Here is a 12,638-nt window from a genome sequence, read left to right on the forward strand (position 1 = left end):
GGCGGAACGGGAACAGACAACGGAACCGGAGGAAACCCAGGAGGCGGAACGGGAACAGACAACGGAACCGGAGGAAATCCAGGAGGCGGAACGGGAACAGACAACGGAACCGGAGGAAACCCAGGAGGCGGAACGGGAACAGACAACGGGACCGGAGGAAATCCAGGAGGCGAAACGGGAACAGATAACGGTAAAGTTACTGAAAGTACAACGAATCAAGTAGTACATCAAAAAGCAGAAGTATTAACAAAAAATATATCTAGTGTATTAATAAAAGAAGCAGTAGATACAGTCGAAAGTTATCAAGGTTTAATGAGCCTTTACGAAATGTATTATGGGATTGATTTAAGAACGAAAGATGTAGGTCCTAAGTTAGAAGAGGGAAGTTTAGATGCAATTGCGACGGATCAATCTTTGTACTACGTATTAAATAAACAAAGTTTAATTGATTTAATTTCAAATCTTGTTTCATCAAGTATTACTACAGAAATAAAGCAAGATATGTCAGGTTTAAAACAAAAAATAAACTCTTATCAACAATCTATTACTAGTGCGGATCAAAATTCTATGCTACTAGCGGAGAAATTAAATGGAACGACGCAACAAGCAACTAGTATGAATGAAAATTTAGGAGAGTATTTAAAAGGTTTAGCGAAATGGCGTGAGAATAGCTTAAAGCTAGTTGAAGAGCAGCAAGTATTAACAACAAATCATGCTGGTGAGCAAACAGCTATTTTATCGTTAGATTCTGGTATTAAATCATTAATGATGCAAAGTCAGTCATTGGTCGAAAGTTCGAAGCATAGTTTAGCAACTTCAGACGATGTATATAAAACATTTGATCAAATTAATGGACAAGCAAAAGAAATTCAAGACAGCGGAACGACAATTGTTTCAAAAGCTGATCTATTATTAAATGACTTTACGAAGAAAATGGAAGATGATAAATCATTCTCCAAAAACTTTACGAAAATTTTAGCGAATAGCCGTATTGGAGATCGTCAAAATGAGATGCTATATGACTTTTTAGCTAGTCCAGTTCAAAAGCAAAATGATGGAGTAATTGCAGCAGGTAATGCTTTTACACCGTACTTAATTGTATTAACTTGTTTCATTGTTGCATTATTTACAGCATACGCAATTGCGAATCAAGAAAAGAAACGAATGCAATCAGATCATTTTGAAGAGAAATTCTCATTAATTGATATGAATGTACCAACTACAGTAGTAGCTTTCGGTATATCAATTGTGGAAGGGATTAGTATAGGTATCATTTCTGGGCGTCTTTTAAAGTTTGGTCAGGATCAAAGTTTACTATGGATTGCGTTCATTACATTTATTATGATGGCGTTTGTATTGGTCTCAACCTACTTATTACGACAAATAAAAATGGTAGGAATGTTTATACTATTAGTATTTTTAAGCATGTACCTATTTTTAACTGAGGCAGTTGGAAGTAAAGTAGATCAAATGTCGTCTGTCGGAAAGATACGTCAATTCTCACCGCTTCAGTATATAGAAAGTTTTCTAAATGATTTTATTAGTGGTAAAGATACTGGGAAAGTTATTTTTGTCGTATTGTTTGTAATTGCCATTATTGGATTGGTTAGTAATCTATTTGTATGGCATAAGAAATGGGAGGAAAAAGAAGTAAATGATCAAACAATGGAGCATAGTGGCTAAGTTATCATTTCTCTCTATCCTTTTACTGTTTGTCGCGCTACCGATAAGGAGCGCGGCTGACAGTTATCTTGGTGATGATGGGAAGATTAAGTTTAAAGTGGATCGACTTGAAGAAAGCGACCAAGAAAAAAATAAAAAGGAACATAAGGAAACAGAATTAGATAAAGCATCGATTGAGTTATTTAACAAAGATATAGAAGAAGAAATTGAGAAAAAGAAAAAGAAAGAACAAAAAGATATGGAAGCTTTGCGAGATTCTCTTTTTACAAAAACAAAAGAGAATAATAGTGTTAAAGATACGAAAAATAGTTTGTTTAGCAGTGAATACATTGTCAGAAAAAGTGCAGATGAAGTAGCGAGTAATGAAACAATGAATGAAGAGCCAATTAGTATAACAATAATATTATTATTTGGCGGCGGCATTCTACTTATTTGCATCGGTATTTATACGGTTCTTCGTAAAAGTTGGAGGTAAAGCGATGGCAATACAAACACATATCAATGTGACAGTAGATTTTAGTAAATGGAATGGAAATACATATGATTTGCGTATTCCGAATCATCAATCTATTAAATATTTATTAAAAAACTTATTAGATACGCTAAAGATTGATAATCATGAAGGTTCACATTTTGTAATTAAAGTGAAAAATAAGTCAATTGTTTTAACAGATAATGATCGTTTAATTGATCACCAAATAACAGATGGAGATATTTTGCAAGTTTTATAAAGAATATTTTTTACTTTTAGTTATTTGAAAATAAGTTATTACGGGTTATAAAGAAAAGGAGAAGAGGATAAACATGACGGAAAAAATAATTCAAATTGATGCAATGAACTATCAATTTCAAATAGAAAAAGAAAATTGGAAATTGGAGATGACCAAATCTCAAACACGTATAAAAGACTTCCGTCAATTCGATATAATTACGGGCGAATCATCTGAATTTGTACCATTAACAATAGAAGAAACGGATGATATGTTTACGTTTCTATATCAAGTAGATAAAAAATTATATAAGTGGGACGATCTTAGCCGTTTTGGAAGAAATGAGAAATTAAGACTACTTCGGAATGTTGCGCAGTTTCGTAAATATTTAAATAAACGAATCACGTTCTTTTTACATCCAGACAATATAGTTTTTAATGCTAATTTAATACCAAGTATTATACATAGAGGAATTCGAGATATTGTTCCGCCAACCCCGTTATTAGAAGAGCAATTTTTAACACAATATAAGTGTCTAATTATTGCTTTATTCTCCCAAAAACATAACTTTGATGATTTGTATGCTGGGTTACTAAAAGATGCAAAAGAAACAACATTTGAACAGACCGTTGCTCAAATGGAAAGCTTAGATGCATTACTGCAGTTTCTTGATGACAGCTTTGAGAAGGAACAAACAAAAACAGAAAAAAATATGCAGTTAGTACCTAAAAAAAGCTACAAATCATTTAAATACTTAGCTTTTTCCTTCATAGCGGCGACAGTTATTTTAGCTGCTCCTTTAATATATTTCACTTTTATAAAATTTCCTTATCAAAATAAATTGTTAGAAGCAAATGCAAGTTTCATAGCAACTGATTATGACAAAGTCATTACGCAATTGAATGAAGAGGAGTTTGAATCATTACCGATTGCATCTAAATATGAGTTAGCATTTGCATACATTACAGCTGAAAAACTAGGTGAAGCTCAAAAAAAATCGATTATGAAAAATATTAGTTTGAAAAGTGATGAAAAGTATTTGCTGTATTGGATGTATAACGGAAAAGGTAATTTTGATAAATCATTAGATTTAGCTAAGACACTTGATGATCCTCAGCTTATTATGTACGGCCTTGTTAAACAAATTGAATCACTGAAAAATAATCCAGATTTATCAGGGGAAGAACGTGATCAAAAGTTAAAAACATATGAGCAACAATTAGATGAATATAAAAAGAAATATGGCAATTCATCAAACGATAAAAATTTGTCGGACACAGAGAAAAAAGAGTAAGCACTTGATGAGACAGTTGAAAAGGAGCAGTGAACACGGATGGAGCAACTATTAGTATTGACTTATGGAGACAAAATATATAAGTGCACATTACATCCAAATGAGCAATCAATAGTGTCGATTGGAAAAGAGTGGACAAATGATATTACGAATCCAAGTTTAGAACAAGAAGTAGAGTTAAAGTGGAATAATGAAGTAAATGCTTGGATGGTACAGGATCAATTAATAGAATTCAATAAGGAAATTGAGATTGGGAAAACAAGAGATATGAGCTTGAAAATCTTTATATCTATTGTTGGCACAACTAAAGTGTTTGATATTGGAACGAAACATTCTCTTACAGTGAGTCAAAACGATTACGATGATATTTCTATTACCGGGACTAGTGTAGATTTAATGCTATCTCGCGAAACGTTGTACGATTCTTTTAAAGTGAACGTGTATGGCGGGGATGTATTTCATAATTATACGAAGTTAAAAGATAGCGTTATGTTGGAATCAGGAGACGTATTATATTTTGATGGTATTTTATTGGAGATTGGTAGTGAAGACATTCAAGTACTTTCTTCAGAAGATAAAGTGAAATCTGCGTTACCTATTTTAGTAGAATCAGAAACGAATTATCAAAGTGGTTATCCAGACTATCATCGTTCACCACGTATTATTTACCGTGAACCAGAAGAGAAAATGACAATTGCAAAGCCTTCAAGTATGCCATCAAAACCAACGGAGCATTTAGCAAGAATCATTGCACCTTCACTTGTCATGATTGTCGTAACCGTATTACTTGCAATTTTCATGAAATATGGAATGTTTATTATCGCATCGATTGCGATGACCTTAGTAACAATCATTGTTTCTGTCACATCGTATATAAAAAATTTAAAGCAATATAAAGTCGACATTGTTGAACGAGATAAAAGCTATAGAGAGTATATAAAACAAAAAACGAAAGATTTACATGCAGAAAGTGAAAAACAGCGTCACGCATTACATTATCACAATCCAAATGTAGAAGTAATACGTAATATGGCAGTTCAAGTAAATCCTAGAATTTATGAAAAAACAATGTTACATCATGATTTCTTAACATTTAGCGTTGGAACAGGACAAGCTAATACGAGTTTTGAAATTCAATTTAATGAAGAAGAATTTAGTCAAACGAAAGATGAGTTAATTGATATAGCGCGTGAACTAAGACAGCGTTATCTATCATTAGAAGATGTACCAGTTGTAACAGATTTAATGAATGGACCAGTCGGTTATATTGGCCAACGCTCTTTAGTGTTAGAGCAATTACAATTATTAGTTGCACAAACGGCTTTATTCCATAGTTATTATGACTTGCAGTTTATTACTATTTTTCCGGAAGAAGAAAAAGAAAAATGGGATTGGATGCGCTGGTTACCTCATGGAAGTGTTCGCGATATAAATGTACGTGGATTTGTATACCATGATCGTAGCCGTGATCAAGTGTTAAATAGTTTGTATCAAATATTGAAAGAACGAAAATTAAAACTAGATGAAAAAAGTTCTACTAATGAAAAAATGTACTTTGCACCGCACTATGTCGTTCTCATTACAGATGAAAAACTAATATTAGACCATGTTGTTATGGAATTCTTTAATGATGATCCGAGTCAATTAGGTGTATCACTTGTATTTGTACAAGATGTTATGCAAAGTTTACCGGAGCATGTGAAAACGGTAATAGATATAAGAGATGCAAAACAAGGGAACATCATCTTAGAGCAAGGAGAGCTTGTTAACCGTCAATTTAAACTAAATCACGTACCGAAAGGGTTTAATTTAGAAGATATTTCACGGGCATTAGCACCATTAAATCATTTGCAAAACTTAAAAAATAGTATTCCAGAAAGCGTAACATTTTTAGAAATGTACGGCGTTGAAAAAGTAAAAGAACTGAATATCACAAGTCGTTGGGAGAAAAATGCAGCGCATAAATCTTTAGCTGTACCACTTGGATTACGTGGTAAAGAAGATATCGTAAACTTAAACTTACACGAAAAAGCACACGGACCACACGGATTAATAGCAGGTACAACCGGTTCAGGTAAATCAGAAATTATACAATCGTACATTTTATCTCTAGCAGTTAATTTCCATCCGTACGAAGTAGCCTTTTTACTAATTGACTATAAAGGCGGCGGTATGGCGAATTTATTCAAAAACTTACCGCATTTATTAGGAACAATTACGAACTTAGATGGAGCACAAAGTATGAGAGCGCTCGCATCAATTAAAGCTGAATTACAAAAAAGACAACGATTATTTGGGGAAAATGATGTAAACCATATTAATCAGTATCAAAAACTGTATAAAGAAGGCTTAGTAAGTGAACCGATGCCACATCTATTTTTAATTAGTGATGAATTCGCGGAACTGAAGTCAGAACAACCAGAATTTATGAAAGAGTTAGTTTCAACAGCGCGTATCGGTCGTTCACTCGGGATCCATTTAATATTAGCTACGCAAAAACCGAGTGGTGTTGTAGATGATCAAATTTGGAGTAACTCGAAATTCAAACTAGCACTAAAAGTTCAAAATACGTCAGATAGTAATGAAATCTTAAAAACGCCAGATGCCGCTGAAATTACATTACCAGGACGTGCTTACTTACAAGTTGGGAATAATGAAATTTATGAACTATTCCAATCAGCTTGGAGCGGAGCAGACTATGTAGAAAACAAAGAGGATAAAGAACATTTAGACGCAACAATCTATGCAATAAATGATCTAGGACAATATGAAATATTAAGTGAAGATTTAAGTGGCCTTGGTAGCAGTAAAGAAGTAATAAGCGTACCATCTGAACTGGATGCTGTTATTGACTACATTCACGATTACGCAGAAATAAATGAAATTGAAGCGTTAGCAAGACCGTGGTTACCACCACTTCCAGAAAGCGTATATTTACAAGACTTACATGCTATTCAGTTCACAGAAGCATGGACGAAAGAAAAGAAACCATTACAAGCAACAGTTGGTCTACTAGATCAGCCAGAATTACAATCACAAACACCATTAACACTAGATATTAGTAAAGACGGACACGTAGCGGTCTTCTCAAGTCCAGGCTACGGAAAATCCACATTCTTACAATCAGTCATTATGGATGTAGCTCGTCAGCATAGTCCGGAGCATTTGCATGTGTATTTAGTGGACCTTGGAACAAATGGTCTTCTACCTTTGAAAGGATTACCTCATGTAGCGGATACGATTACGATTGATGAATCTGAAAAATGTTTAAAGTTTGTTGAAAGATTAACTCAAGAAATGAAAAATCGTAAACGATTATTAAGTGAATATGACGTTGCAAATATTGAAATGTATGAAAAGGCAAGCGGGAAAGAAATACCACATATTATTATTGCAATCGACAATTATGATGCAGTAAAAGAAGCGAAGTTCTATGAAAGCTTTGAAATGCTAATTATGCAAATTGTCCGAGATGGTGCAAGTTTAGGAATTCATACCTTAATTAGTGCAGGGCGACAAAATGCACTTAGAATTCAATTGTACAATAATATTAAAATCCAAACTTGCCTATATATGATTGATCAAAGTGAAGTAGCTAGTATTGTAGGGAGATCTGATATAAAAGTGGAAGAAACAGCAGGAAGAGCGTTAATAAAACTAGAATCTCCTACATTATTCCAGGTTGCACTACCTACGAAAGCAGAAGATGAATTACAGCAAATTCAATTATTACAACAAGAAGCAAATGATATGGATCGAGAATGGGATGGAGAACGTCCGAAGGCAATTCCAATGATGCCAGAAGTGATTGATATTGCTACTTATCGTAAAAATAAAGACGTTACAAAAGCTCTACAAGCAGCAAGAATTCCAATGGGGCTTGATTTTGCAAACGTAGAAGTTGTAGCTCATGATATTGCAGTGAATGATCATTTAATGATTTATAGTGTAGATGATAGTATGAGAAAGCAAATTGTATCTAGCATCCTATCTCAATTGAATAAAGATTATTTTGAAAGTGTGACGTTGGTGGATACAGCAGAGTATAGTTTCGTTCAATATAAAGACGATGTGACGCACTACATTGTAGACGAAAATGAAATCAATATGCATGCGAAGTATTGGATGGAAGTAATTCGTGAACGAGCTTTTGAATTAGCACAAGCAAGACAAGAAGGTAGAGAAATTCCTGCATTCACAAAACAACTCATTATCATGACAAATGTTGAAGAGTTTAGTAAATTTGTTTATTTAGAAATGGAGGATGCAGCGACTTTAATTGATTTATCTCGTACAGTAGGTATTTACTTTGTATTAGCAGGTCACCACGACTACATGGACCGAAATCGTGAAGCTCTACCTATGAAAATGAGAAGTAAACTAACAGCAGCAATTATCGCAATGCCATTAAATGATCAAAGTATCTTCAATATAAAATATATAAGCAACGAAGCACCATTAGGTAAAGATGAAGTGTATTACTATCAAAAAGGGAACATAATGAAACTAAAAATGCCTAGAGTAACTAACGAGGTGACAGTATGAAATTAAAAAAGAAAGCTAAGGTGATGATAGTCGTGTCAATAGTGGCAAGTTTATTAAGTGGATGTGGTTTTGGAGAAAAGCAAATAGATTATAAGCCATTTGTCAAAGCTTTGGATGAAGGGGATATGGGGAAGGTAATGTCTGCTAGTGATGATGGATACGCGTATGTGAAACAGAGAGGTATATATAGTACATATGAACAAAAGGAAGATGGAGAGCACAGTAAAACAATCTATCAGACTTCGAAAGGTATATATAATACGAAAGATAAAAGTTTATATGGAAATACAACACAAGAAATTACCTCAGAAGTAGACAATAAAAATTATAAAGAAGAAGTTAATTATAGTACAAATATTAGTTATAAAAATGGACGGGTACAAAGTCCGGAATCGAATCTGGACGTTTCATATGTGAACTTAATTGTAGATCGTTTAAAAGGAATAGGGAAACTAAAGATGAAGCCCAAAGGTGATATAAAAAAGTTTGATCAACCTAGTACTGTTGGATACAAATTAACTGAATCAGATTTTCAGAGCATTATTAATGATAACTTGAAAATACAATATGATGAATATGGTGGTGGATCAATTGTACTGCATATTGATTCTAAAAATGGCTTAGAGCAGATATTACAAGTAAGTATCGTAATGAATTATAAGAAGAGAAATGATGAAGGCAAGTTAGTAAAATATATATCACAGATACACACATATTTTGATAGTCAGCAAGGTAATAATCAAGATGCAAAAAAAGAGTATATAAATTACAAAGAACAGTATAAAAACTATAAGTGATTAGGAGGGAAGAATATGAGTAAGGATGTGGAGCTAGATAAAAAACTAAAGATAAGTTCTGATTGGGGAAAATTGGAGCTAGCTGGAAAGGATATTTATCTATTTAAAGCTGGGGAATATCCTTATGACCAATCAAGTGAAACAAATAAAGAAACATTAAAAAAGAACTTTAACGCAGAACTTATAGATGATAAAGTTGATGAAAATACAGGATTTGCTGCATATGCTTTTAAAGATAGGTCTACAGGAGAAATTATAATAACATATGTAGGAACGGAAGATGCAACGGATGCAATAACAGATGGTGAAATTGGGGGACATAATATAACGGGTGCAAATAAAATGGTGTTAGGTAATTGGGAACACGATTTTACAGTTAGACAGTATGATCAAGGAGAAGAATTTTATTTGAAGGTTAAACATGATAACCCTTCTGCCAAAATTAGTGTAACAGGGCATTCATTAGGTGGTGGTTTGGCTAATACGGTATCGTTAAGGCACCAAGAAGATAATATTGAATCATTAACATTAAATCCAGCACCTGTATTAAACCGAGATATTGATAAATTTGGTAATGGATTTGATATGAATAATATTAGGAATGTTATTAACGAAAAGGATCCATTACATCTCGGAATAAAAGTGGCAGACTTTACAATCCCTGGGAGAATGTATATAATTCCAAACCAAGCATGGCATTCTTACGTTTTTTCTGAGAAAGATTATGATAATAATGGCAAGTTAATATGGTTTGATAAATTAACCAGTACTAATGATACTGGAGGGGATATAATTCCAGGTTTTGTAGAGTTTACCCAATCGGCAGGTGCTTTTTATACAGGACTTATAAATAAAAAGTTTGGAAGAAAAGTTTCTTTAGCGGAAGAACAAGTCGCAGGTATAGGAATAAACTTTATCATACAAGGAACACCGATTTCACCGATTTTATGGGCGGTACTTACTTATTCAGATGCTGTACAAGCTGAGAGAGAGTATAGAAAAATAAAGGATCAAGTGACAGAAAGTATTTATAACCTCAATAAAAAGTATGAAGGACTAAAATCTCAAATTACAGGAGAAGCAATCCAATTTAGTATAATGGCTACAATTGAAATAAAAGGAGCGGTAGATATCGCTGTAGAATGGATTGAAACAACTTTAGCGAAATGTAAGGAAAAAGTTTTAGAAGTATTAGAGTCTGTATTTAATACTGCTATAAATTTTTTAGCTGGAAGTGTTGTAGTATATTTAGCTACAAGTGAAATTTTAGAAATTGCAAAAGAAGTTGCAGCTTCTTACGTGCAAGATTTACTAGATTTGTTTAAAGGAGATTTTGTAGTTGATACAAATGTAGCTGCAATTGTATCTGAACATATATTAAGTCATCGTCACTCATTGTTAAATCTCTTTATGAATGACAACAGCAGGGGGATAAACCGTTCTTTATTAGGTGAAATTGCTAAAGATGTAAAGGAGTTATCAAAAGATTTAAAGCAATTAAACGACGATGTTTCAGAAGCGGTATTTTCTATGTTTGCAAAAGACGAAGAATTAGGAGCAGTTTCATATTATTAAAACTCCAAGTTTATAAATTTAAAAGAGAGGGGAATGAAGGTGGATTTACATACAATAATGTCAAGAGTTCATAGTACATTTCCAGCTAGTGGTGGACGAGAACAAATTATAAACGTTGTAGTGCAATTGGAAAAAGCAGCTGCATCTTTAACGGGGGATATTAGAAGGTTAGAGAGTAGTATTGATAGCACATTACAAGGAAAAACACGTGAGGCATTTATTGATCGTATCCGTCAATTAGAGAAAAAAAGACAAAAAATAGAAGAGAAAATTAGCGTACTAAAAGGGACAGTGAATTAATATGAAAGACTATATGGATAAAGTATTACCTTTAGGCAGTGTTGTAAGATTGGGTCTTAAAGAAGAGGAAGATGCGGAGTATGTAATCACTACGAGAGGTTTATTACTTGATGAAAACACATTCTATGATTATGGTGGAGTGTTGCATCCAGTGGGTTTAACCGAAGAAACGTATAAATTATTTAACCACACGGATATTGCAGAGGTTAAATTTGAAGGGTATCGAAATAAAATTGAAGGTCAATTCGCAGCTAAGTTTAAAATGTGGCGGAATGAGTTTGTTGAAAAAGTAATTGAAAAAAATAAAAAGCAACAACAAGCACAAGAGTTAGAAATAAAGGGAAAAAAATAAATTTAAAAGGAAATAAGCTTTCCTCTTCCAAAATGGAAAGAGGAAAGCTTATTTTGATTGAATAAGGGTGTCAGTATGAAGTTCAAGAAGAAAGCTAAGATGATGATAGTACTGTCAATAGTAGCAAGTTTATTAAGTGGATGTGATTTTTGGGGAAATCAAATAGATTATAAGTCATTTGTCAAAGCTTTGGATGAAGGTGACATGAGAAAGGTTATGTCTGCGAGTGATGATGGGTATGCGTATGTGAAGGAACGGGTTATTGATTTTACGACAGAAAAAAATGGTGATGACAGAATTCATAATACACTATATCAAACTACTGAAGGTATATATAATTTGAAAGAAAATTTATTGTATGGAGAGACCACTCAAAAAATAACAAGTGATATTAAGAACATAAAAGATAGACATAAGGATAATAAATATAAAGAAGAAGAAAAATATAGCACTAGGTTCATGTATAAAGATAGAAAGGGTTACAGTACTGATTCGAGCTTGGATGTTTCACATGTAAAACTAATTTTTAATAGATTGCAAGGTGTTGGGAGTTTACAACTGAAAGTAGATGGAAATAAAAAGAAATTTAATGAACCAAATACAGTTGGTTTTACGTTAACGGAATCACAATTTCAAGAAATAATTAACGATAAATTGAATTTGCAATATGATAGTTTTGAAACAGCATCAATTGTATTTAATTTTAACGATTTTAAAGATACGAAACAGCATCCAATGCAAATAATACAATTAATAATTTCAATTGTATATGAAAAGAAAAATAGTGAGGGGAAATTATTCACACATACTCAGCAAATATCTGTGAATTTTAGTAGTAAAAAGGATAATGATCAGGAAGCTAAGCAAGATTATATGAATTATGAAAAGTCTTTTCAAAATAATAAATCATTCTAAGGGATCTGATTTGTTTTGAAGAATTGAAGGTCAATTTGCAGCTAAGTTTAAAATGTGGCGGAATGAGTTTGTTAAAAAATAAAATAGATGTTTTGAAAAATGGTATTAATGAGAATTTATACCTTTTATCCTGTACGATGAAAATGGGGATATTTCGGTATTTTTATAGTTAGGAAAAAGTTATTCTAAAAGGAGTAAGTTGGGTGAATCATAGACGCAAGAAAAAGAAACCGAAACAAATAAGAAAAGAAGCTGTTCAGATAAAACCGATAGTAGAAGAAAAACCACTAAAGAAGAGTAGCAACAAGTTAGTTGATATTCTCCTAGGTATTCTTCTTTTTCCAATTCTTATATGGGCTGTCTTGGAAGGTTGTACAACACAAGTAAGCAAAGGGAAGACTTTCCTTATTATCGTTTTCTTTCTCTTAATTGCAATAGGGTTATCTATGATAGGAAACAAATAAGGG

The 12,638-nt window shown here is 33.0% G+C and carries 9 protein-coding genes and 3 pseudogenes; all 12 read left to right on the top strand.

The window, feature by feature from the left end; genetic code table 11:
- Window positions 1-1,683, top strand: a pseudogene (locus tag HFD78_RS13935) (type VII secretion protein EsaA); the annotation flags it as partial.
- Entirely contained in the window at window positions 1,655-2,158 is a 504-nt protein-coding gene (gene essA / locus HFD78_RS13940; protein WP_000595658.1) for a type VII secretion protein EssA, read from the top strand. The pseudogene HFD78_RS13935 and the gene essA, both read left to right, overlap by 29 nt.
- A gap of 4 nt (window positions 2,159-2,162) precedes the next feature.
- Window positions 2,163-2,414 carry an EsaB/YukD family protein gene (locus tag HFD78_RS13945; protein WP_001007571.1) on the top strand — a complete coding sequence of 84 codons (252 nt, stop codon included), beginning with the start codon at window positions 2,163-2,165 and terminating at the stop codon, window positions 2,412-2,414.
- Window positions 2,415-2,487: 73 nt separating this feature from the next.
- Window positions 2,488-3,687 (top strand): type VII secretion protein EssB, encoded by a 1,200-nt coding sequence (gene essB / locus HFD78_RS13950; protein ID WP_000136611.1) that lies wholly within the window; start codon window positions 2,488-2,490, stop codon window positions 3,685-3,687.
- Between the two features lie 39 nt (window positions 3,688-3,726).
- Window positions 3,727-4,008: pseudogene (locus HFD78_RS30090) on the top strand (FtsK/SpoIIIE N-terminal domain-containing protein); the annotation flags it as partial.
- A pseudogene (essC, locus tag HFD78_RS13955) lies at window positions 4,003-8,232 on the top strand (type VII secretion protein EssC); the annotation flags it as partial. The pseudogenes HFD78_RS30090 and essC, both read left to right, overlap by 6 nt.
- Window positions 8,229-9,029 carry a DUF3952 domain-containing protein gene (locus tag HFD78_RS13960; protein ID WP_000768470.1) on the top strand — a complete coding sequence of 267 codons (801 nt, stop codon included), beginning with the start codon at window positions 8,229-8,231 and terminating at the stop codon, window positions 9,027-9,029. The pseudogene essC and the gene HFD78_RS13960, both read left to right, overlap by 4 nt.
- A 15-nt stretch (window positions 9,030-9,044) precedes the next feature.
- On the top strand, window positions 9,045-10,604 hold the full coding sequence (locus HFD78_RS13965; RefSeq protein WP_000031234.1) for a lipase family protein: 1,560 nt from the start codon (window positions 9,045-9,047) through the stop codon (window positions 10,602-10,604).
- 39 nt (window positions 10,605-10,643) lie between these two features.
- Window positions 10,644-10,904 (top strand): hypothetical protein, encoded by a 261-nt coding sequence (locus HFD78_RS13970; RefSeq protein ID WP_000363098.1) that lies wholly within the window; start codon window positions 10,644-10,646, stop codon window positions 10,902-10,904.
- A gap of 1 nt (window position 10,905) precedes the next feature.
- Window positions 10,906-11,256, top strand: coding sequence for a DUF4176 domain-containing protein (locus tag HFD78_RS13975; RefSeq protein ID WP_000656382.1), 351 nt, complete (start codon window positions 10,906-10,908; stop codon window positions 11,254-11,256).
- A 75-nt stretch (window positions 11,257-11,331) separates the two neighbouring features.
- The gene (locus tag HFD78_RS13980; protein WP_000669439.1) at window positions 11,332-12,171 is read left to right on the top strand and encodes a DUF3952 domain-containing protein; all 840 of its coding nucleotides are present in this window, start codon (window positions 11,332-11,334) and stop codon (window positions 12,169-12,171) included.
- Between the two features lie 203 nt (window positions 12,172-12,374).
- A complete protein-coding gene (locus tag HFD78_RS13985; protein ID WP_001016548.1) occupies window positions 12,375-12,635 on the top strand; it encodes a hypothetical protein in 261 nt (86 codons plus the stop codon).
- The last annotated feature ends 3 nt before the right edge of the window (window positions 12,636-12,638 follow it).

The sequence above is a fragment of the Bacillus sp. EKM501B genome (assembly GCF_011800505.1).
In the GTDB taxonomy this organism is placed as follows: Bacteria; Bacillota; Bacilli; order Bacillales; family Bacillaceae_G; genus Bacillus_A; species Bacillus_A cereus.